The 21,986-nt window shown below is 44.9% G+C and carries 18 protein-coding genes; 7 read left to right on the forward strand and 11 right to left on the reverse strand.

Annotation, left to right across the window (positions count from 1 at the left end):
• Positions 1–53 precede the first annotated feature (53 nt).
• Together L2748_RS13975 and L2748_RS13980 are read left to right on the forward strand one after the other, a co-directional pair.
• Positions 54–1,010, forward strand: coding sequence for a M28 family peptidase (locus tag L2748_RS13975; RefSeq protein ID WP_220780669.1), 957 nt, complete (start codon positions 54–56; stop codon positions 1,008–1,010).
• Positions 1,011–1,237: 227 nt separating this feature from the next.
• A complete protein-coding gene (locus L2748_RS13980) occupies positions 1,238–3,097 on the forward strand; it encodes a DEAD/DEAH box helicase (RefSeq protein ID WP_220780668.1) in 1,860 nt (619 codons plus the stop codon).
• A gap of 398 nt (positions 3,098–3,495) precedes the next feature.
• On the opposite strand, the gene L2748_RS13985 is transcribed toward L2748_RS13980, so the two are convergent.
• From L2748_RS13985 to metB, 5 genes are all read right to left on the reverse strand, one after another.
• Positions 3,496–4,461 (reverse strand): DMT family transporter, encoded by a 966-nt coding sequence (locus tag L2748_RS13985; protein WP_220780667.1) that lies wholly within the window; start codon positions 4,459–4,461, stop codon positions 3,496–3,498.
• 65 nt (positions 4,462–4,526) lie between these two features.
• The gene (locus tag L2748_RS13990) at positions 4,527–4,775 is read right to left on the reverse strand and encodes a cysteine-rich CWC family protein (RefSeq protein WP_220780666.1); all 249 of its coding nucleotides are present in this window, start codon (positions 4,773–4,775) and stop codon (positions 4,527–4,529) included.
• Positions 4,776–5,040: 265 nt separating this feature from the next.
• On the reverse strand, positions 5,041–5,931 hold the full coding sequence (gene metF / locus L2748_RS13995; protein WP_220780665.1) for a methylenetetrahydrofolate reductase: 891 nt from the start codon (positions 5,929–5,931) through the stop codon (positions 5,041–5,043).
• 224 nt (positions 5,932–6,155) lie between these two features.
• Positions 6,156–8,549: a bifunctional aspartate kinase/homoserine dehydrogenase II gene (locus tag L2748_RS14000; RefSeq protein ID WP_220780664.1), complete on the reverse strand. Its 2,394-nt coding sequence runs from the start codon at positions 8,547–8,549 to the stop codon at positions 6,156–6,158.
• A gap of 15 nt (positions 8,550–8,564) precedes the next feature.
• Entirely contained in the window at positions 8,565–9,725 is a 1,161-nt protein-coding gene (gene metB, locus L2748_RS14005) for a cystathionine gamma-synthase (protein ID WP_220780663.1), read from the reverse strand.
• A 211-nt stretch (positions 9,726–9,936) separates the two neighbouring features.
• Between metB and metJ the strand changes: the two genes are divergently transcribed.
• On the forward strand, positions 9,937–10,251 hold the full coding sequence (metJ, locus tag L2748_RS14010) for a met regulon transcriptional regulator MetJ (protein ID WP_012153825.1): 315 nt from the start codon (positions 9,937–9,939) through the stop codon (positions 10,249–10,251).
• 398 nt (positions 10,252–10,649) lie between these two features.
• On the forward strand, positions 10,650–11,378 hold the full coding sequence (locus L2748_RS14015) for a sulfite exporter TauE/SafE family protein (RefSeq protein ID WP_220780662.1): 729 nt from the start codon (positions 10,650–10,652) through the stop codon (positions 11,376–11,378).
• 7 nt (positions 11,379–11,385) lie between these two features.
• Here L2748_RS14015 and traF read toward each other — a convergent pair whose 3' ends face one another.
• Both traF and L2748_RS14025 read right to left on the reverse strand, forming a co-directional pair.
• Positions 11,386–12,585: a conjugal transfer protein TraF gene (gene traF / locus L2748_RS14020; RefSeq protein WP_220780661.1), complete on the reverse strand. Its 1,200-nt coding sequence runs from the start codon at positions 12,583–12,585 to the stop codon at positions 11,386–11,388.
• A gap of 182 nt (positions 12,586–12,767) precedes the next feature.
• Positions 12,768–13,688: a LysR family transcriptional regulator gene (locus L2748_RS14025; protein ID WP_220780660.1), complete on the reverse strand. Its 921-nt coding sequence runs from the start codon at positions 13,686–13,688 to the stop codon at positions 12,768–12,770.
• 125 nt (positions 13,689–13,813) lie between these two features.
• On the opposite strand from L2748_RS14025, the gene L2748_RS14030 reads away from it, so the two are divergent.
• On the forward strand, positions 13,814–14,533 hold the full coding sequence (locus tag L2748_RS14030) for an SDR family oxidoreductase (RefSeq protein ID WP_220780659.1): 720 nt from the start codon (positions 13,814–13,816) through the stop codon (positions 14,531–14,533).
• Positions 14,534–14,840: 307 nt separating this feature from the next.
• Positions 14,841–15,989, forward strand: a complete 1,149-nt coding sequence (locus L2748_RS14035; RefSeq protein WP_220780658.1) for a putative sulfate/molybdate transporter — start codon at positions 14,841–14,843, stop codon at positions 15,987–15,989.
• A gap of 58 nt (positions 15,990–16,047) precedes the next feature.
• On the opposite strand, the gene L2748_RS14040 is transcribed toward L2748_RS14035, so the two are convergent.
• The 4 genes from L2748_RS14040 to L2748_RS14055 form a co-directional block, all read right to left on the reverse strand.
• Complete coding sequence (locus L2748_RS14040) at positions 16,048–17,025, reverse strand: sensor domain-containing diguanylate cyclase (protein WP_220780657.1); 978 nt, start codon at positions 17,023–17,025, stop codon at positions 16,048–16,050.
• An 88-nt stretch (positions 17,026–17,113) separates the two neighbouring features.
• Positions 17,114–17,671: a response regulator transcription factor gene (locus tag L2748_RS14045; protein WP_220780656.1), complete on the reverse strand. Its 558-nt coding sequence runs from the start codon at positions 17,669–17,671 to the stop codon at positions 17,114–17,116.
• Positions 17,671–18,981, reverse strand: a complete 1,311-nt coding sequence (locus tag L2748_RS14050; RefSeq protein ID WP_220780655.1) for a sensor histidine kinase — start codon at positions 18,979–18,981, stop codon at positions 17,671–17,673. The genes L2748_RS14045 and L2748_RS14050 overlap by 1 nt, the downstream gene beginning before the upstream one ends.
• A 52-nt stretch (positions 18,982–19,033) precedes the next feature.
• The gene (locus tag L2748_RS14055; RefSeq protein WP_220780654.1) at positions 19,034–19,987 is read right to left on the reverse strand and encodes a dTDP-4-dehydrorhamnose reductase family protein; all 954 of its coding nucleotides are present in this window, start codon (positions 19,985–19,987) and stop codon (positions 19,034–19,036) included.
• Between the two features lie 108 nt (positions 19,988–20,095).
• On the opposite strand from L2748_RS14055, the gene L2748_RS14060 reads away from it, so the two are divergent.
• Positions 20,096–21,985 (forward strand): alkaline phosphatase D family protein, encoded by a 1,890-nt coding sequence (locus L2748_RS14060; protein ID WP_220780653.1) that lies wholly within the window; start codon positions 20,096–20,098, stop codon positions 21,983–21,985.
• The last annotated feature ends 1 nt before the right edge of the window (position 21,986 follow it).

Here is a 21,986-nt window from a genome sequence, read left to right on the forward strand (position 1 = left end):
GCCGATAACTTGCTAACCTTACTGTTAGTAAGTTATCAAAAAGGCGAATTTGGATGTTGCGTTTACTGGGCTTAATTATATGTATATGCATTAGCGGCTGCGCTTCAAGCCCTAGCTGCAATAAAGCGCCACAGCTCAGTTGGGCCAACACTTCTACTATTACATCAGATATCAAGACCCTCACGAGTGGTGAAATGGCCGGCCGTAAAACCGGTTCCCAAGGCGCAGCACTCGCCCGAAGCTTTCTACAACAACGCTTTAAACAGATCGGCCTGCAGCCATGGCAAGGTCAGTATCAACATGCTTTCACTTATCACAGTTCGTTTAGCAACAAAGTCGGCATCAATATCATCGGTGTAGTACCTGCAACTACTCATAGCGATAACTGGCGTATGGTAATTGCCCATTACGACCATTTAGGTGGCAATAGTAAACGTTATTATCCCGGAGCGGACGATAATGCATCTGGTATAGCGGGCTTGCTTCAGCTAGCTGAACACGCAATAAAGCAAACAAATGACGTTAACCTCCTTTTTGTCGCAACTGACGCCGAAGAGCCCGGATTATACGGCGCTTACGCGTTGACCGAACAACTCGCTTTAGCTGTCACAACACCACAAATCCAGCAAATACAACTCGCGATAAACCTGGATATGATCGGCAGACCAAACCGCACTAAAGCAATTTATATAGAAGGCCTTAGAAAGTTTTCGTCTGCAAAAGTCATCCGCAATACCCTCACACAAGATAATCAGTTATGTGTGCGAACTCAGCAACCAAAAAGTTTTGATGGCTCCGTGATTGCCATTGATTACCTAAGAGCCTCTGACCATTACCCATTGCACAAAGTTGGCATACCTTGGCTCTATTTTGGTGTGCCGACACACAGGGATTACCATCAAACAACAGATACTCTGGATAAGCTAAACATTAACTTTATTGCAGCAGTAAGCGAATCCGCGTACCAATTGCTAAAAATAGACACTTTATCGCTACAAAATTCCCATTAACGTGAACAAAGACTGACTTTTCATTCTTCGTAAACCACTATTTGGCGCACTATTTGCTTTGAAATTGGAGAAAAACTCAAGATTAATTGGTATTACCAATTGGGTGCTGCTATACTAGTCGGCTTACTGATACGTTTTCGGTGCGGGAAGTCGACACGGGGTTGATTTTCTGTCTATTAAACATCGGCACATTCTATGTGCTCTGCTATTCCACAAGGCTACAACCCATGTCATCCAATGAAAAAACTTTCCGCGAACTCGGTCTTGCCGAGCCTTTGTTGCGTGCTCTTGACGAGTTAGGTTACGAAAAACCAACTCCTATTCAGGCAGCAAGTATCGAGCCTTTAATGGCTGGCAAAGATATTTTAGGTCAAGCACAAACTGGTACAGGTAAAACAGGTGCTTTCGCCCTACCTTTACTGAACAGCATTGATCCAAACACTAATGCACCACAAATTCTAGTACTAGCGCCAACACGTGAACTTGCCGTTCAGGTTGCTGAAGCGTTTGGTAGCTATGCTAAATTCATGAAGGGCTTACACGTTCTGCCAATTTACGGCGGACAAAGCATGCACCAGCAATTAAATGCATTGCGTCGTGGCCCTCAAATCATCGTTGGTACGCCAGGCCGTGTTATGGACCATATGCGTCGTGGCACTCTTAAGCTTGATACCCTAAAAGCGATGGTTTTGGACGAAGCTGATGAAATGCTAAAAATGGGCTTCATCGATGATATCGAATGGATCCTAGAGCACACGCCTAAGTCACGCCAATTAGCGCTATTCTCTGCGACTATGCCAGAGCAGATTAAGCGTGTTGCTAACAAATACCTAAATGAGCCTCAGCATGTAAGTATCGCTGCTACTCATACAACGGTTGAAACAATTGAACAGCGTTTCGTTCAAGTATCACAACACAACAAACTAGAAGCACTAGTGCGTGTTCTAGAAGTAGAGAAGACTGAAGGTATCATTATCTTCGTTCGTACTCGTAACAGCTGTGTTGAGCTAGCTGAAAAGTTAGAAGCTCGTGGCTATGCGTCTTCACCACTACACGGTGATATGAACCAGCAAGCTCGTGAGCGTGCAGTTGACCAACTTAAGCGTGGCCAACTAGACATCATCATCGCAACTGACGTTGCGGCGCGTGGTCTTGACGTTGAGCGTATCGGACACGTAGTTAACTACGATATCCCATATGACACTGAAGCTTATGTTCACCGTATTGGCCGTACAGGCCGTGCTGGTCGTTCAGGTATGGCGATTCTTTTCGTTACACACCGTGAAATGCGTATGCTACGCACTATCGAACGTGCAACTAAGAGCCGTATCTCTCCAATGGACGTACCAAGCCCAGAGACTGTGACTGAGCGTCGTCTTTCTCGTCTAGGCGAGCAAGTTGCTGAAATCATTTCTCAAGATCTTGAGTTCATGAAGGGCGCAGTTGCAACTCTTTGTCAAGAACTAGAAGTTGATACAGATATGCTTGCTGCTGCACTATTGCACCAAGTACAGAAAGACCGTCCATTGCAGTTACCAGCAATGAACGAACGTCAACGTGATAGCCGTGACGACCGTAACTCTCGTGACCGTAATGATCGCAACGACCGCGGTCCACGTGATCGTAGCGACCGTCCACGTCGTGAGTCTCGTCCAACACCTGCAAACTTAGGTGCAGCTGATTCTCTTAAAGATAATCCAGACGTTAAGATGTGCCGTTACATCATCGATGTAGGTCGTGACAATGGTGTTGGTGTAGGTAACATCGTTGGTGCAGTTGCTAACGAAGCAAACATCGATAGCCGTTACATTGGTCAAATCCAGTTGTTCGACCAAGTAACAGCAATTGACTTGCCTGATGGCATGCCAAAAGAAGTGCTACAGCATCTTAGAAAAGTACGTGTTTGTGGTCGTCCACTAAACATCCGTGAAGCTGCTGGCGAAACTTTTGCTAATACTTCAGGTGGCGACAGCCGTCCACCACGTCGTCCACGTAACGACCGCCGCCCAGCAAGTGGTGAGCGTAGCGACCGTCGTCCTTCTGGTGACAGAAAGCCGCACCGTAAAGGTCCAAAAGACGCTGAATAAGTTTTAGTATTTGGAACATCCTGTTCCAATCACTAGATAAAGAAAAGGAGCCTAATGGCTCCTTTTTTGTTGCCTTTCATTAAGCCATTCACATCACCTGTTACCAGTGACTAAAGCTCGCCTCAACTTAGAGCTCCCCCACTCCTTGGCTTTAATTTTGACAATAGTCCTCCTTGCAATGCTTCTTGTATAAGTCTGCTATAAGCAGCTCGCTATACTGATCCCCCAATACCTAACACCAATAGCATTAAGAGTCTGTTCATTGAGTCTGAATTAAAAGAGCTGAAGGCAGGCAACTTGAAGCCATTCAATCGATAGGCCTCTGTTAACAACAAGCATAAAATAGCCACCTAAAAAGGTGGCTATTTATTTTAAGTTCTAAAGCTGAGGCTGAAATCCTAAGCTGCAGCCTTATTCACTTTCAGTGCCTTGCGTTTTTGCCAGATAGGCGATAACTGCACAACAATCACTGACGCTATAATCAGTACGATGCCGCTAAAGGATAACGGGTCGATAATCGCGCCTTTAATCAGGTCACTCCACCATCCTAAACTGACCACGATTGCCGTTAAGGTAAAACTAATCACTGGCGTTAGCGCCAACATCGCACTTACTTGCCCCGTAGGCCAATACTTCATTGACTGACCAAAGCAGCCATACGCAATCAAGGTATTAATCGCACAAAAGATAGCAATAGCCCACTCATTACTATCCATTGCAGCAAATTGGCTTAAATCACTAAAAGGCGCCATCGCAAAAATGCCAAACAAGTAAATGAACAACAATATGTTATTTGGAGACAATCGCTTAATCATCGACTTTTGAATGAGTGCGTAGCTTGCCCAAGATAAAACCGAGAATTGAACAATCAACACTCCTTTCCATACATCAGAAGGCCCAGCAGAAAAGCCGAGATAAGGATGGAAGAACATCAACATACCTAATGCTAACGTAGCAAAGCAGCTAAGCTGTAATGCATTGAGCTTTTCTTTAAAAAATAACATGCCACCGAAAGCTAAAAAGAACGGCGCGGTTTGGAAGTTTAACTGAGCAGAACCCGGCGCTAAGTACTGTAAAGAATACACAAAAGACACATAGTTAAAAATTAAAAATATCCCCGCTAAGGTCAACTTAATCCAAGACGTTTGATCTAAGTCTTTAAACTGCTTAATACTGCCACTAAGACATTGGATGGCAAAACTCACCACTAACGCGACTAAAAATCGAAACCAAGTCAAAGTTACCGGATCGATAAACATCCCCGATAGTTTAAGTGCGATGGGCAGCAGCCCCCAGAAAAGTACTGCGACTGAAATAAAGATAAATCCGAGTTTGAACTCGGCACGCTGAGTAAGCGTATCCATGATGTGCTCGATACAGATAAAAGAAGATCGGCATAGTGCCTTAAACAGTCAAGCTTGGTCTAGAATTAATCAACTTGCTTATATAAAGCATGCTCTACAGCAAGTTCGGCTTTTATCGAACTTAAACAAGACTCACAAATACACGCTTTACCATCAAGTGCCGCTAACATTTCTTCAGTTAGCACCTTTGTTAGGCCCTCTGTAGTCAAATATGGCTGTTTATTACACCAGCAATCATTAATATTGGCGCCCGATGTAACCGCACAAGCATTTAGCTGTTGGCATAAAGGGCAATTTTCTGTTGGTTGCTTCACTTATTTACTCTCGTTACCCGCTGTAGAATTAGTATCGCTCAAGGAAGTATTAGCGTTATAAGCCTGCGCTCCGCACTCAAGGCTCGCCTATCTGGCTTCAAAACTTTATAAGAATATACCAGCTAGGTTTATTAGTTGCTGCTTTCCTGCGTTCACAATACCTAAAATAGAAAGAAAGTTGAGCCTGCGACTTACCAGCAAAAGACACAAAAAAACCAACAACTCAAAAAGTTGTTGGTTCTATTGCTTAAGGCTAGCTAAGTATTTACTTGCCAGGGCGAACCCCTAATGTGTGGCAAATCGCATAGGTCAGCTCAGCGCGGTTTAGTGTGTAGAAGTGGAAGTCTTTCACGCCTTCACGTGATAGCACTTTAACCATATCAATCGCCACATTCGCGCCAACCATCTGGCGGGTAGTCGGATCATCTTCTAGCCCCTCAAACTGACGGTGTAACCAGCTTGGAATAGACACATTTGTCATCGCGGCAAAGCGTTTAGTTTGATTGAAGTTAGTCACAGGTAGAATGCCCGGCACAATCTCTGCCTCAATACCTGCTGCAGCGCAGCGGTCACGAAAACGTAAGTATGACTCTACATCGAAGAAGAACTGAGTAATGGCGCGGTTGGCACCTGCATCAATTTTCTTCTTTAGGTGAATCAGATCCGCCTGTGCGTTACTCGCATCTGGGTGCACTTCTGGATAAGCCGCAACAGAAATATCAAAATCAGCAACAGAGCGCAGCAAGCTGACAAGATCATTGGCAAAACGCGTAGGTTTCGGGCTACCATCTGGTAAGTCACCACGTAGCGCGACGATATCGCGAATACCGCTGTTCCAGTAATGCTTCGCTAGCTCTTTTAACTCTTCATCACTTGCGTCAACTAACGTCAGGTGGGGTGCAGCCAATAAGTTAGTCTCGTTTTGAATACGCTCAATCACGCTATGAGTTCTATCACGAACCCCAGAGTTGGCACCGTAGGTGACTGAGACAAACTTAGGGTTAAGTGGCTCTAATCGACGAATGGAGTTCCAAAGTAATGTTTCCATCTCTGGAGTTGAAGGCGGGAAAAATTCAAAAGAAACGTTAATATCACCATTTAGCTCAGATAGGCTCTGGTTTAATGACGTAGCATGTTGCGCATGATGAAAACCCATTTCTACTTCCTCAACTTCAGCATTAGATTTTATTTTAATTTAGACGTTTGGACGTCTATATGTCTACATACTAGAGAAACTAAGATTGAAGTCAAGCTTAAAAAGCAGGCAAATGAGTTTTTTTCTTGGAACAATATATAAACGTTATTTAGGATGGGGCTGAGACAACAAAAAAGGACTCAAATGAGTCCTTTTTAATGTTTATTCATTGAAGTACATGAAAATTATTCTTGTAACAGATCACGACAGATATGAGCGAGATCCGACTGTACTGCCGCAGCTGTAACCAGCCTGCCAGCACCAGGTCCCCTGATGATAAGCGGGTTATCTTGATAAAACTCACTGCGGATAACGAATACGTTATCGCCAGGTGTAAGGTTGGCATAAGGATGACTATTATCGACCCATTGAATACCAACTCCAGCTTTTAACTTGCCATCAACCTTGTCTAACGATGCCACATATCTCAGTACCTTATCTTGCTCTGCTGCGGTCATAAACTGTTGCAGCATGTCAGCATCGAGTTCATCTATTCGCGACAGGAACTGCTCAAGTGATAACTCTGCTAAAGCTGTCGGCACTAAAGACTTAAGTTCAATATCTTCAAGCTCAATTTCAAAACCAATTTCACGCGCTAAGATTAGAAGTTTACGCTGCATATCTCGACCCGATAAATCGTCGCGCGGATCAGGCTCTGTGATCCCTAGACCTTTGGCTTCAAGTACTAGCTCTGAGAACGGTTTTTTAGCATCAAAGTTTTCAAACAGCCAGCATAAGGTGCCAGAAAAAATACCGCCAACAGCTTCGATACTGTCGCCGCTGTTATGCAAATCATTCAGCGCATGCTGCACTGGCAAACCTGCGCCACAACTGGCGTTATAGCGCCAGAATAAACGGCGATTATCTAACTGTTGCTTTAACTCTAAATAGAATGGCAGTGGACCAGACCCCGCTAGCTTATTAGCGCTCACCACGTGAATGCCGCGGGCAAAAAATTCTGGGTATTGCAAAGTTAAATCAGCACTGGCACTGATATCGAGTGCAATCACTTCATCGCACTCAAGCTCATGCAAATCGTCAAACAAATGATTGTACTGCCACGGGGTCGCTTGCGCTGCAAATGTTTGCTTCCAGCTATCGAGCTCTATACCGTCATCAGTAATAAGGGCTTTTTTCGAGCTCACTAAACCAACTAGCTCAACACTGGCTTCTAGCTCTTTATTTAATGCCGCTTGCGCGTTAGCAAATAACTCAACCCAAGCCTCACCAATATTCCCCACACCGAGCAATAGCACACCAATACGCTTACGCGGGCCTGCGCAGCGACGATGGACTTTCTGTGTAAGCAAGTTAACTTGGCTTTGCGGCACTAACGTCACTAGGCTCATACCATCGTTAAATAGCGGTCTAGCATTGCGGCTTAGTAAACGTGCAAAACCTCGGCGATAAAGGTTAGCATCGGCGCTCACTAAGGCAACAAGTCCTAAGTTATCGGTGATTTTAATATTACTCACACCAAGCGCTTCGCTATTCGTTTCGAGTAACGCAAGCACCTGCTTTTGGTTTTCAAGGGTGACTGTTAACTCGACACGATTCTGCCCTAGCTCCCAATGCGCTAACGGGCTAAGACCCGCTTCATCCAATAAAGCGATAAACGGCTTAAACTGGGTTTTTAGCTCAAGGTTAAATAGCGCCACACTATTTAAGTTGGTCACTACCGGTGCGCTCGCTGACGAGCTTTTAGGCGCAATCAAGGTAAAATCAGTGTGCGAAGCGTAGCTTGAACGCACTGCAAGGCTGACTTCAGTGTCAAACAGTGGCTGCAAAGTACGGTTATGCAATACCGGCGAGCCTAAATGCGCTAAACGATTAGCTTCAGCTAACGACAAACTGCTTAGCAGCTTAGCGTCATTGATTTTATTCGGGTCAGCGTTAAATACACCTTCGACATCAGTCCAAATGGTGACACGTTCAATATCTGCCAAACTCGCAATCAAAGTCGCGCTAAAGTCCGAGCCATTGCGACCAAGTAGCAAGGTATCGCCACGCTCATTGGCGCAGATAAAACCAGTAATGATCAAACGCTCATTAGGGTGAGTCTCGATCATGGTTTGCACACGTTGACGAGATTCTTGCAGGCGAATTTGTGGCACCGCCGCTTCATCGGCGATTAACAAAGTGCGCGCATCAACATCGGATGCCGCAACACCTGATTCACGAAGCAACGCCGCCAATAAACGTGCAGACCAACGCTCACCAAAGCTCACCACTTGGCTGCTTTGGTAATCATTAATCGATGTAATAGATAACAAGCTGATCAGTTGTGACTGATCCGTAGATAAACGTTCGCGCAATGAACGCGCTTGCTCATTAGAAAGCAGTTGCTCGATTAGGTTTTGCTGAAAACTAATCAGCGTTTGCAGCTCTTCTTGCCACAACTGCTTAGTGGCACTTAGCTCAAGCAACTTATATAAAAAGTTAGTGCTTTTACCCGCAGCTGACACTACAACCAAGTCATCGCTGTGACCGTGTGTCAGTAAGATATGAGCAACGCGACGGTAACAGTCTGCATCAGCCAGACTAGAGCCACCAAATTTATGTAAGTGACAGCGTGCCATCGTATACCCCTTTAATTAACAAGCAGCTGCGGCATTAAGCGCAGCTTCAATATCGGCGACAAGATCGTCAGCATCTTCGATACCAACAGAAAGACGGATTAGCGTATCTTTTACGCCAGCTTCAGCCCGAGCTTCAGGCTCCATCGCTCTATGTGTCATCGTCGCTGGAACAGCCACTAAGCTTTCCACGCCGCCGAGACTTTCTGCAACTGAAAAATAATTAAGATTTTTTAAGAATGCCACTAACTGCGGCTCGCCACCTTCAAGCTCAAAGCTCAACATGGCGCCAAAGCCTTTTTGCTGCTTTGCAGCAATGGCATGTCCAGGGTGATCTTTAAGCCCAGGATAATAAATCTTTGATACCGCTTTATGGTTGACTAGAGTATCAAGAATTCGCTGTGCATTCGCCTGATGTTCACGAATTCGCACTGCAAGTGTGCGAATTCCGCGCAAAGTGAGATAGCTGTCAAATGCTGAGCCAGTTAAGCCCAAGGTATTTGACCACCAATGCAGCAATTCACCCACTTCTGGGTCTTTGGCAACCACGGCGCCACCGACAACATCACTGTGACCATTAATGTATTTGGTGGTGGAGTGAATCACAATATCAGCACCTAATAACAGTGGTTGCTGCAAAATAGGCGACAAGAAAGTGTTGTCTACTACAACGAGTGCGCCCACTTCATGGCTCGCCGCACAAATAGCCTCGATATCAACCACGCGTAATAGCGGGTTAGATGGTGTCTCTAACCAAACCATCTTAGGTTTTTGTGCAATCGCTTGGTTAAGTGCTTGTGAGTCAGTTTGGTCAACCACTATTAGCTTAAACTGGCCCTTCTTCGCCAAATTAGTAAAGAGTCGATAACTACCACCGTAGCAGTCATGTGGCACAACAATTAAATCTTCTGGGCCAAGCAAGCTTGTAGCAAGGGTAATAGCTGCCATTCCGGTGCAAGTTACCACTCCTGTCGCGCCCTTTTCGAGTTCGGCAATCGCATCACCTAAAATAGAGCGGGTTGGGTTACCTGAGCGGCTGTAGTCGAAATCTCTTGGATTTTTATGTCCATCAAAAGAGTAGTTAGTTGATAGGTATATCGGTGGAACAACGGCACCATGTTGGCTATCGGACTCAATGCCTTGACGCACCGCCGCAGTGGCGAGTTTACGCTCAGTCATGTACTACTCCCTTATGATACTGATTTGTTATTAGAGATGTCTGGACGTCTAAATGTACCGAAGCCTTACCCCTTCGTCAACCACTTTAGCCGTTTAGACGTCCATGCATATAGAAATCTATTTGCAATTGTCATAAATAAGAGGCAATAATTTGACTGCACAATTTAAAGGGTTAAAATCTGCCCCGAATTTTGAAATAACAGGTGAGTCAATGACTGAGTGGAATGGCGATTATATCAGCCCATATGCTGAACACGGCAAAAAGAATGAACAAGTGAAAAAAATTACTGTGTCCATTCCTTTGAAAGTACTTAAAGTACTTACCGATGAACGCACCCGCCGCCAAGTGAACAACTTGCGTCACGCCACAAACAGCGAACTGTTATGCGAAGCATTTTTGCATGCGTATACAGGCCAGCCATTACCAAACGATGCCGATCTTACCAAAGATAAACCTGACAGCATGCCTGCAGAAGTGAAACGTTTGATGGATGAGATGGGCATTGAGTGGGAAGAACTTGAATAATCTTCATTGATTATCAAAGACATTAAAAACAAACAAGGACTGCTAAGCAGTCCTTGTTTGTTTACAGAGCCCTAATACCAATTAGTATAAAGATTTGGTCGCTCAGCGAGAATTTAGCGGCACTGAGACAAGGCAACGAGTGAAGAGCATAGTGATTCTACGTTCAAGCTTGTTAACGCAGTATCAGAGCCGCTAAAACTCGCCATTCTGGAGCGTGTTTGGCTGCCTACTTCAGCGTTAAATAACTTCACAAGGGAACAACCATTCTTTCAGTCATTCGCCTTGAATTAGGTTGCCAAAAACGCTCTGAGTAGATCAACTACTTATACTAATTGGTATAATATAGCTTCAATAATGCCAAGGCTAGATAAGTTTCTCGCTAATGGCTGGATAAACCGATGATCGATCCTGTTACGCTTTTACTCGCCTCACTAATTATTTTCTGTGGCGCATTAACTCAAAGCCTTATTGGTTTTGGCTTGGCAGTCGTCGCCAGTCCTCTACTTTATATTATCGATCCAAGCTTAGTACCAGCCCCTGTTATCATGATGGGCTTTTCTATTGCGCTGTTAACGCTATTTAGAGAGCGCGGCCAGTTAGAGTTTAATGGCCTGCAATACGCGCTACTTGGACGAGTTCCTGGAGGCATACTCGGTGCAACACTGATTATTATCGCGCCGCAACCCATATTAGGCTTAGCCATCGCCGGCATTGTTGGCTTAGCAGTGGCTTTAAGCTTGATGAAATTCAGTATCCCGGTGAATCGTTTTAGCTTATTTGTCGCCGGAGTCTTATCCGGCGTATTTGGCAATATTGCCGCTATTGGTGGACCACCACTAGCCATTTTGCTGTCAGGCAAAGATGCTGGCCAATTTCGCGCGGCTTTATCAGCATTCTTTATCTTTAGCTCAATGATAGCGCTAACCATATTAGCATTTGCAGGTTTACTGACGCTTGAGCATTTTTATATCTCATTAATGTTGCTGCCATCTGTAGTGCTAGGCTACCTGGTGGCAGGTCGGTTAGTTGGCCGAGTCGACAAGCAAAAAACCAGAGCATTAACCCTGTTTTTATGTGGTGTGAGCGCATTAATCTTAACGATTAAATCGATTATTGAGCTGACTTAAGCGGGTGTCAGAAGTGATAGGAGGTCCTGAGTACACCTCCTAGCGCATTGTCATTACCAAACATGCCGGTAAAATCTAACGAGAAAGACTCTCCAATAGTAAAGCCTGAACCTAAAGAATAAATATCGCCACCGGCATCTTGCATATCATGGCGATAACCCACTCTTACCGACATCCAATCAAAGGCTTTCATTTCACCGCCAAGTCGCCAATACTGTGCGCCTTTAAGCTGCTTAAATTGATTATTCTCGATGAGGTCGATATCCGTGCTAACTGACAAGCTCTGCCAATCATAAGCGACTCCCGCCTTGACGAGTGGCTCGACTTGGTAAGTTAATTGCTGTCCGTTTAATGCTATCGTATCGTGCTCTTTATCTATGAGGTTACGCCCAGACAGCTCCACAGTTAAACCCGCCAATGGCTGCATCGCAATGCCGACATCGACATTAAAGTGAATTGCATCGTTGCGATAGCGATCATCAAAACCGTTCAACTCGCCAGCGCTAGCATCAAAGTGTGGTGCATTACCAAGGGAATGGTAAGTATCAACTCGTTGTAATTTAGGCGATACACCTACCGCGATGGGCATATTCACAATCGATAATGGAAAGCTCATGGCAACCCCAAAGTCAGAAACCCGACTGCTGATCAAAGGGCTTTGCTCATCAAGGCTCACTACGTCAACAGACGCATTAGCGAATCGATTTGTAGCCCCGAGTTCAGATTGAATTGCATCGCCAAGCTCTATCGCTGTATCTTCAGTTTGGTAAAAGCTGGTCAACGACATTATCGAGTTCGAAGCGACAGGCTCAAGCGCCACACTGGTATAAGTTGAGTGACCTTTGATTAAGCCTAAATTATTGCCGTAAGAGTGAGTGTCTGTGCTATTTCTTGAATTGAAGGTTAACGCAAGCTGGTTATAATCCTTTGCCGAGCCGGAAGTATCATGCGGTCTAACCTCGATAGATTTTGTCAGCGTTTGTACTGTATCTAGAGCAGAGCCTTGAGCAGGTGTTAGCCGCTCTGTCGCATTGTTTTTGTGACTGTTAAGCGCTAATAAAGCAGGATTAACAAAGGCCTTACCTTCAATATAAGCCGCAGCTACGCCCCCCACGGCAGCACGATGAACAAGGTAAGAGCCTTGATCTGCTAGCGCTGAAAAGCAGGGTAATAAGGCACAAGCTAACGCTATTTTATATCCTTTCATCCATCCCACCTTTTTTATTTCCTTAACGCTTTAAGCTGCAATACGGCTAAAAACGAAAAAAGGTTATTTTTTGTTCTTAGAATATTCTAAGACAAAAAAAGCTAATTGGGACGACAAAATACGTTTTTAAATAAAATTTCAATTCCCCCTCAAATCATCACAATTTATATGATCCATTTTCACTAACGCCTGACCTCAGGTAACTCAACGTACTGCATAAAATTTTGCATGGTAAATTCTATAAATTGTTTTAGTCTTGCGGGTTGAAACTGGTCTTTGTTGTACAGCAAATATAACGGTGTATCAGAGATGGTCCACTCATCAAAAACGTGTACTAACTCACCACTATCCAGCTCCGCACTGCAATAAATCTCCGGTAGCCTAACAATGCCATTGCCAGCTAGTGCACTGCTTTTCATTACCCGACCATTTTTACATAACAAGGCGCCAGCAATTGTTACCTCTGTTTTCTGGCTTTTATCGCCTTTACGATGGTAATTCCAATGATAAACAGAGCCAGTAACACAGGCGTGAGCTTTTAGATCTTTAGGGTGCTGCGGCCTACCGTGTTTTTCGATATAGCTGGGAGCAGCTAACGTGCAATTAGCAATATCCATTAACTTGCGCGCCACTAGGCTTGAGTCTTCAAGTTCGCCCATACGAAACACCAAATCAAACTCATCCAGTACCAAGTCAACACGCTGGCTGCTAAAGTCGAGATGAATTTGAATATTGGGATGCTGACTCATAAAGTCGTTCACCAACTGATTGACGATATCTTCGCCTATGTAGCCACCAACACAGTTGATATTGATTTTTCCTTGCAAGTTATGGGCATCATCAACCGTTTTAGCCACCGCTTGCTCCATCACATCAAGTGCATGCTGGCAACGCTCATAAAAGAACTGCCCTTGCTCAGTTAGTCGCTGCGCCCTTGTTGTACGAGTAATCAAAGTCACCCCTAAATAGCGTTCAAGCTGAGTTAACTGCTTAGATAGATGAGAGCGAGAGCAACCGAGCTTCTCTGCAGCAATAGTGAAACTGCCTTTTTCCGCTATCACGGTAAAGGCGCGCACATCTGCTAGATTTAAATCTTGATACATAAGTAGAAGCGCCCCATTAGGAGTTGTGTGTAAACAATCTTGTTCGCTATAGATTATATATCAACAATCATCCCTTAGTTAAAATACTCGCAACTTAACAACATAACCTTTTTATTGAGGCTGATATGAAACAATTAATCGTTATTACAGGTGCATCTTCTGGTATTGGCGCAGCCATGGCTCAAGCATTTAGCGCTAAAGGCCACCCTCTTCTTTTATTGGCCCGTCGTGTTGAGCCGATGCAAGCGCTAGGTTTAGAAAACAGCTTATCAATTAGTGTTGATGTTACCGATGCCGATGCAATGAAAGCCGCTATCGCAGAAGCTGAAGCTAAGTTTGGCCCAGTAGGTTGCCTAATTAACAACGCTGGCGTAATGCTACTAGGCGCTGCTGACGTGCAAGATCCTGCAGAATGGAGTCGTATGCTTAACATCAACGTGATGGGCGTACTAAACGGTATTCATGCAGTACTAGCAGATATGAAAGCCCGTAAAACCGGTACTATTATCAACGTAAGCTCAGTTGCTGGCCGTAAGACATTCCCGAACCACGCCGCTTACTGTGCAACTAAGTTTGCAGTACACGCACTCACTGAAAACATCCGTGAAGAAGTGGCCATGGATGACGTGCGCATGATAACAATTGCACCTGGTGCAGTTGAAACAGCACTGCTGAGCCATACCACCAGCGAAGAAATCAAAGACGGTTATAACGACTGGAAAGAGTTTATGGGCGGTGTAATGGACCCAACAGCGGTTGCAGATGCTGCAGTATTTGCATTTGAACAGCCACAAAATGTATGTGTGCGTGAAATCGTATTAGCGCCAACTCGCCAACAGCCATAAATCAGACTTACTTTAGTTCATCTTGACCATAGTTGTGCATCAATTGATGATTAATCAATCTTTGATGTAACTGAATCACCTAAAGTTTTCTGCTTTAGGTGATTTTTCTTTACTGTGTTCTCAATCATTAAAAATCAGTATTCACGAATATTAGACCAATTGACCATTTAAAATTAAAGCGGGAGCCAACTTGTCTCAACTCGGTTGGACTATTGCCGCCTTAACAGCATTTTGCTCCCATTATTCCTTTTAAAATCTGGCATCAATCTTGCGATAGTTATAGCGTTCTTTTCCCACGGCAAGCTATATGAGATGTAAGACCAATAAATTTGATAGTGTTAACCAGTATTCAGGAGAGTTTAGCGGCGCTTTTGCCGATCTAGGTACTTTTCTTCCCCTCGCGTTAGGTCTAATAGCCCTTAATCATTTCTCCCCCCAAGGGATATTTGTAGGCTTTGGTCTATTTGCGCTATTTACCGCTTACTTTTATCGACGCCCTATTCCTGTACAACCGATGAAGGTCATCACTGCACTAGTTATTGCGCAAGGGCTAACACCTGGAATGCTGCAAGCTAGCGGTATGTTAATGGGGCTTATTCTATTAGTCCTTGCTTACAGCGGCGCCATCACTTGGATGGCCAAGCAGTTGTCTCCAGCCATCAGCATAGGTATTCAGCTAGCCATTGGTTTGCAGCTTATGTGGATGGGCGGTCAGATGATGAGTCAAACTTGGCTTGTGGGTCTTGTGGCTTTCATCGCGTTATTTGCCAGTAAGTTCTTGCCTATGCGCTATTTGGCAATGCCTTTAGTCATCGTGCTCGGCATTGTTTGGCAGCTTAATAGCGGCACGGCACCTAGCTTCGATCTGTCCGTCTCAACCCCTTGGCAATTTATTTGGCCAAGCCTTGATGAATGGACCTCTGCTGCTGGCTTATTAGTGCTACCGCAACTCGCGCTAACACTCACCAATGCCGTCATTGCCACCTCTGCTATGGCAAAACAGAAGTTCCCCGAAGATGGTGATGCGGCCTTTGCCCCTAAGCGCTTTGCCACCAGCTCAGGCTGGGCTAATTTATTGCTAGCACCTTTTGGCGCAACCGCTATGTGTCATGGTGCCGGCGGCCTTGCGGTGCAACATCACTTTGGCGCACGAACTTGGCTAGCGCCAACGATTTTCGGTAGCAGTTGCTTACTGATAGCTGCGTTCTGGGGACAAGGTATCGCAGGTGTGTTATCCCTTATCCCGTTGGCCGTTTTAGGTAGTTTACTGGCGATTGCGGGGACGCAACTGGCATGGTCGCAGCGATTTATCGATGGTAAACCTTTCTGTATTTTTGTGATTTTATCAACGGCAGCGATTTGCTTACTGGTTAATACCGCTGCTGGTTTAGCAACAGGTATAGTGCTTGAAATGGGCCGACGTCAATGGCTCATATTTACTGATATTAAATCTTAATTAAAACTGCACTGGTACAGTGTTGCCAGTGCAATTTTATTAGAGACTAACGACTCTTTTACCTAGCCAAACCTCGCTTTTTATCTAACATATCTCGGTCTGCAGCATCCAATAAATCACTAATGTCTTCTGACTCAGTAATAAAAGTACTGCCAATAGATACGGTAACCTTAGGGATAGAAGATGCGTTTTGTACCTTTTCAAAAGCATCAGTTAAACGCTGTTTGATGTTAGCAAGCCCAGACATATTATCTAAAGCAATCAAAGCAACAAACTCATCTCCTCCCAAGCGTCCGACCACGTCGGCCTCGCGTACGGTGTCACTTAAAACTTGCGCAACAGATTGCAAAACTGCGTCACCAACGCCATGACCAAACTTATCGTTAACACATTTAAACTGATCAATATCTAGGTATAACAAACAGAGCAAGCCGCCTGTACGTTTCGCAAGTTTAATACGCTGCTCAGCCAAAATATTAAAGCCACGTCGGTTATTTACATTACAGAGAGGATCGGTAATGGCTAATTGTTGCATTTGCGCATAACTACCGATTAAAGCGAGATCTGACTCTAAAAGCTCTTTTAGCTGAGTAATTAATTCGATATAACTTTTTTTGTAATCCGTTTCTTGATAATCCATCACGCAGAATGTACCAAATGCCGATCCACATGGCCAAAAAACAGGTACTCCTAAGTAAGATCTAAAACCGTCATTATGTACTTCAGGATTAGTGTCCCAGCAAGGGTCGAGCATTGCATTATTAACGTAAAGTGCTTCGCCGGTTTCAACAATTTTACGGCAAAAGATATTCGCTTGGGGGTCAATAACAATACCAGAGGGATATGGATTGGTTTCTTGTTCGCTAGAAATGGTGACCTGAAAGCCTTCTTTAGTATATTGAACCAAAAAACCTGCTGGAGCCTCAAACAGCTCAGCTAGCAGGTTGACGGTTTTCTGCCACTTATCAATTGAGATTAAGTCATTAGGATTGTCCAGCAAAAACAGATCCGTCGTAAAAATTGAGTCAGTATTCATCGGTTATGGTACATCCTGTTTTAAGCGCTTCCTTAATTACAGTATAACCACACAAATAAAGCTCTCCTCAAATCATTCAAATAAATGCTTAACTATCTCGATGATCAGCTGTCGGTTTTTTCAATAACTTACGTTGTAAAGTACGCCTATGCATGCCTAACTGCCTTGCGGTAGCGGATACATTGCCGTTATTAGCAGTAAGTACTTGCTGTATGTGTTCCCATTCCAATCTTTTTGGCGATAACGGCTCTTCAGTTAATGGCTCAATTTCATATTCAGCGGCATTAACCGACAAAGCGTTAAGCAAGGTTTGGGTGTCGACCGGCTTGGCTAAATAGTTATCCGCTCCAAGACGAATTGCTTCAACAGCGGTGGCGATGCTGGCATAGCCCGTCAACAACACCATAGTGGCATCTGGCAGCAACTGCCTCAACGGCGAGATAAGTTTTAAGCCGTTTTCATACTCTAATTTCATATCAAGCAGCACGTGCGTCGGCCTGAACTGCCTAGCCATTAATAAACCTTGAGTAGCATCATGGCACTGTTGGCATTCAAAGCCCAGCTTGCTCATCCGCCGAGTCAAAACACTCGCTAAAGCAATATCATCTTCAATAATTAACAACTTATTTAGCGTTGTAGTCGTCATTACGCGGCTCCAACTGGGGAGGTAGATATAGACTCACTGGCCGGGAAACATACCTTAGCAATCGTCCCGCCTTCGTCAGCACTACTCAGTAATAACTGGCCACCTAAACGCTCGAAACTGGCATTACTTAACAAGAGTGCCATTCCCATGCCCTGTTCACTTTCAATCAACTTATGTCCTAATTGCAACAACATCTCTTTTGGGATCCCTGCGCCAAAATCTTTTACCGAAATACACAAGCGGTTGCGACCAGAGTCAAGCTGCACTGACACTAATACTCGCGACTCGCCGCAATGAGCCAAACTGGCACTACCGGCATTTTCAATTAAGGCTAATAAAGCAGGCAATAAGCTCGCATCGGTTTGGATCTGTCTCTCGCTCGATTCAGACTTCTCATCAAATTTAGGCCCTAAACTCAACTCTAAATTGATTTCAGGCATGAGTAGTAAAACTTGTTGCTTAATCGTCGCCGCGAGTTGCTCAGCACTCATTAACGCCTTTCTTTGTTGGCGAATAGATTCCGTTGCCATGCGCAAAGAGTTAAGCGTTTGCTCACAGCGCACCAGTGCCGTATCCATCTCTTGCAGCACTTGCTGCTCACTTACCGCATCTTCCACAGCTTCATCGACCAATAAACGCAAACTGGCTAAAGGCGTTGCGAGTTGATGAGCCATTTGCGCCGAGGCAGTACCGAGCGCGATTAACCGCTCTTGCCGCAATTGCGCTTCGCGCATATAACCTAACTCAACCTCTTGCTTGCGCATACGCTGGGCGATATAAGCCACACTGGTGGTCAACACCAATGACGAGATTAAGAAGTTAAACCACATGCCTAGGTAGTGAGAACTCATGTCCATGCCATGGTGTTTCATCTGGCTTTCGGGCACGGAGAAAATCATCAAGCTATAAGCTAACGTGGATATTAATGCTAAGATCCACGGCGCCCATGTTGGCAACACAACCGCGGCGATTGCCGTTGGCAGTAACAATAGCGAGATAAAAGCATTCGTCGCCCCGCCGGTGAAATATAGCCAAGAGATCCAAAATAGGGTGTCGATCAAGAGTACGATAAATAAACCTGAGCCTAACCGCGCGATAGCACTGCGATGCCAAAAGGTAAAACCTAAATACAAGGCTTCTAGGCTCATGCCCCAATACAACACAGGGCTTGTTAATGACAAGCCAAAAGTGTCTGCCGCAAAAAATGTCAGACCAATTTTTAATAACAGCCCTGCAAATCTTAATAGAGCCAACTGATCGACCGCACCAAGATTGCGGATGAGTAAATTTTTAACGCGCAGGTTTAGCATTAGGAAATTTTCTTTATCTATTGTTATTGATTTTAAACATTAATATTTAGCATTAACTCTGGCGTTCATCGGCTTGCTTTAGCCATTGTTGAACAACGACCGACTGCTGTAATGCTTTGGTTATGCCACTTGCAAAAGGTAACGTGCTTTTAATCCCTAAACTCATAAGTCGCTCACAGCTTAGGGTGCAGTCTTTAGGGCGTTTAGCGCTATCTGTGGGGGAAGTCACAGGCTGCAGGTGCTCAGTCGATACATTTAGCACTTTAGCCATCTGCAATAACATCTGGTACTTAGTCATGGTTTGCGCTGCACTAAAGTGGTAATGCCCTGTAATCGGCTCACCTGCCAGTTGCAGATTGAGTAACTTTTCTATCGCTAATGCAATGTCTTCAGTCGAAGTTGGGCTTCTTACTGCCCAGTCATCCACAAGTAAAGTCGCTGGTTTGGCAACGCTCGACTTTAAGCCATCTTGCAGACTTCGCAGCAATACCGTTACCGCAGACTCCTCTAAGGTTTGCACCTCACCGTAAAGAATAGGTAAGCGTAGCACTGCAAATTGCGCCGCAACTTCAGCAATGATTTTTTCCCCCAGTAACTTAGACTCACCGTAAAAGTTAACCGGATTAGTGGCTGCTTGCTCCGTATATTTAGGCTGCGTGCCGTCAAACACATAGTCGGTAGAGATATACAGTAACCAAGCGCCATTATCGCGCGCAGCTTGGGCTAAGGTTCTAGTGGCATCAGCATTTAGCGCTAATGCGGCTTGTGGATCTTGCTCTGAAATATCAGGTCTACGTTCAGCCGCGCAATGGACAATCACTTGTGGTTGATGCTGAGCAATAAAATCTGTTACTTGCTGATTTTGGGTTAAGTCGAGTTGAAACTCTCCCTCGCCAACACGACTATAACCACATGCAATAACTTGGTGTGCATTAACTTGTTGCAATTGCTTTACCAGCGCACGCCCTAATAAGCCTGTCGCGCCAGTAACCATAATTTTCACCATAACAGCTGCTCCCTTGTGCAAAACTTTGCCATCTAGCTTAAGGGCTTTTCATCTTCTAAGCACTGGTTTACTCTTGATAAAGATAACTTTTTGCTAAAGAACTGATTTATGCCAGCAGCTAAACCTATTCCACGCATCATTGCAGGGCCCGCTTTACGTCATTGCGATGAGCAACACTTTACCCTGTGGTTTGTTTGCCGTGAGCGTTTATCTTGTTTACGCTTGGCGATATTAGGTGCTGATTTTGACCGAGAGCTAAACGCTAGCGAAGTCCACTGCATCCCTCTTGGTCAGCACGCATACCAGTATTTAATTCGCGTCTCAGAAACGGCGCTGTTAACTAAAGATATCCCACTCACGTATGAGCTGTTCGAGTCCAATTCTGAGCGTTCGCTGTTCGCCGATGTAGATGAACTCAGTTATCCACAAAGACCTTCAGGCGAATTTATCGTCAAACCGCACATAGATAAGCTACTGCATGGCTCGTGCCGTAACGCCCACCACCACAGTAGTGATGCGTTAGTGGCTGCCGATACTCAGCTAGCAGGCTGTAACGATATAAACCAACGTCCAGCATTACTCATGATGAGTGGCGACCAAGTTTATGTCGATGATATTGCAGGGCCTATGCTGTATGCCATTGGCGAAGTGATTAAGTTACTTGGCCTGCAGCAAGAGCAGTTTGTGGATGCGCCAATTGCAGATTCTACTCAGATAAGTTATCAACCTGAGGCCATGTATCAGCGCCACCTCAATCTACTGCCAAAGACCCAATATAAAGCTAAGACAGCGATTACTCGCTGGTATATTAACCATCCTATTTTTACCTCCTCACTGGCCGAGAATCATTTAGTTAGCCTCAATGAATTAATGGCGCTATATCTGCTTTATTGGTCACCTGAGCTTTGGGAGTTAATCGATATCCCCAAAGAGGTGCCAGGTCTTAGCGCGGCACATACCCAAAGATGGCAGCGCGAATGGACCCACCTGTTAGCGTTTAAAGCGGGGCTCAAGCAAGTGCGCCGCTTAATGGCGCATGTACCGACTTATATGATTTTTGATGATCATGATGTCACCGATGATTGGAATCTCACCGCAAGATGGGAACTCGCAGCCTACGGACATAAATTTTCAAAACGCATCATAGGTAATGCCTTAATTGCTTATACGGTATTTCAAGGTTTAGGTAACGCTCCTGCTCGCTTTGATAGCGAAATTACCCCAGATTTAGATGCATTGTTTGCAAGCCCAAACCCAGCAGCACAGGATGCCTTGATTGAAAAACTATTGGCGTTTGAACATTGGCATTACAGCTTGCAAACCACGCCTAAACTGCTGGTGCTAGATACCCGAACTCGACGCTGGCGAAGTGAGTCTAATCTCGGTAAACCCTCTGGATTAATGGACTGGGAAGCCTTGATGGAGTTTCAGGCAGAACTCGTTAATCAGCCCAATGTGATTATTGTGTCTGCAGCGCCAATGTATGGCGTAAAACTGATTGAAACCGTACAACGAATGGCAACCTTATGCGGCGGCTCATTATTAGTGGACGCCGAGAACTGGATGGCACACCCAGGCACCGCAAATACGCTACTGAGTATTTTCCAGCATAGAAAAACCCCGGAGCAATTTATTATTTTGTCTGGCGATGTGCACTATTCATTTAGCTACGATGTCAGTATTCGTTTTCGTCATGGCGGACCACAGATCTATCAAATTACCTGCAGTGGCTTTAAAAACCAGTTCCCAGAAAAGCTATTACCTGTTTTTGATAAGCTAAACGGTTGGCTTTACGGCCATTTTTCACCGCTTAACTTCTTCACCAAGCGTAAACGCATGTCGATTAGAGGCCGCCGCCCTAATGGCGAACGCAGTAAACGCCTAGTCAACCAAAGCGGTATAGGCATTGTAGAGATAGCCCCGAGCGGCGCACCAACCAAGGTTGCAGTACTGCATGGCGATATGACAGAAACTGAGTTTTTACCGCCAAGGCATTAGA

Origin of the sequence: Shewanella sairae, from assembly GCF_023283535.1 — a bacterium.
GTDB classification, from domain to species: domain Bacteria; phylum Pseudomonadota; class Gammaproteobacteria; order Enterobacterales; family Shewanellaceae; genus Shewanella; species Shewanella sairae.

What these genes read in the sequence shown, in the direction of transcription:
- L2748_RS13975 (WP_220780669.1), top strand. Translation starts at nt 54, where the DNA reads ATGTTGCGTTTACTGGGCTTAATTATATGTATATGCATTAGCGGCTGC.
- L2748_RS13980 (WP_220780668.1), top strand. Translation starts at nt 1,238, where the DNA reads ATGTCATCCAATGAAAAAACTTTCCGCGAACTCGGTCTTGCCGAGCCT.
- L2748_RS13985 (WP_220780667.1), bottom strand. Translation starts at nt 4,461, where the DNA reads ATGGATACGCTTACTCAGCGTGCCGAGTTCAAACTCGGATTTATCTTT.
- metF (WP_220780665.1), bottom strand. Translation starts at nt 5,931, where the DNA reads ATGGGTTTTCATCATGCGCAACATGCTACGTCATTAAACCAGAGCCTA.
- L2748_RS14000 (WP_220780664.1), bottom strand. Translation starts at nt 8,549, where the DNA reads ATGGCACGCTGTCACTTACATAAATTTGGTGGCTCTAGTCTGGCTGAT.
- metB (WP_220780663.1), bottom strand. Translation starts at nt 9,725, where the DNA reads ATGACTGAGCGTAAACTCGCCACTGCGGCGGTGCGTCAAGGCATTGAG.
- metJ (WP_012153825.1), top strand. Translation starts at nt 9,937, where the DNA reads ATGACTGAGTGGAATGGCGATTATATCAGCCCATATGCTGAACACGGC.
- L2748_RS14015 (WP_220780662.1), top strand. Translation starts at nt 10,650, where the DNA reads ATGATCGATCCTGTTACGCTTTTACTCGCCTCACTAATTATTTTCTGT.
- traF (WP_220780661.1), bottom strand. Translation starts at nt 12,585, where the DNA reads ATGAAAGGATATAAAATAGCGTTAGCTTGTGCCTTATTACCCTGCTTT.
- L2748_RS14025 (WP_220780660.1), bottom strand. Translation starts at nt 13,688, where the DNA reads ATGTATCAAGATTTAAATCTAGCAGATGTGCGCGCCTTTACCGTGATA.
- L2748_RS14030 (WP_220780659.1), top strand. Translation starts at nt 13,814, where the DNA reads ATGAAACAATTAATCGTTATTACAGGTGCATCTTCTGGTATTGGCGCA.
- L2748_RS14035 (WP_220780658.1), top strand. Translation starts at nt 14,841, where the DNA reads ATGAGATGTAAGACCAATAAATTTGATAGTGTTAACCAGTATTCAGGA.
- L2748_RS14040 (WP_220780657.1), bottom strand. Translation starts at nt 17,025, where the DNA reads ATGAATACTGACTCAATTTTTACGACGGATCTGTTTTTGCTGGACAAT.
- L2748_RS14045 (WP_220780656.1), bottom strand. Translation starts at nt 17,671, where the DNA reads ATGACGACTACAACGCTAAATAAGTTGTTAATTATTGAAGATGATATT.
- L2748_RS14050 (WP_220780655.1), bottom strand. Translation starts at nt 18,981, where the DNA reads ATGCTAAACCTGCGCGTTAAAAATTTACTCATCCGCAATCTTGGTGCG.
- L2748_RS14055 (WP_220780654.1), bottom strand. Translation starts at nt 19,987, where the DNA reads ATGGTGAAAATTATGGTTACTGGCGCGACAGGCTTATTAGGGCGTGCG.
- L2748_RS14060 (WP_220780653.1), top strand. Translation starts at nt 20,096, where the DNA reads ATGCCAGCAGCTAAACCTATTCCACGCATCATTGCAGGGCCCGCTTTA.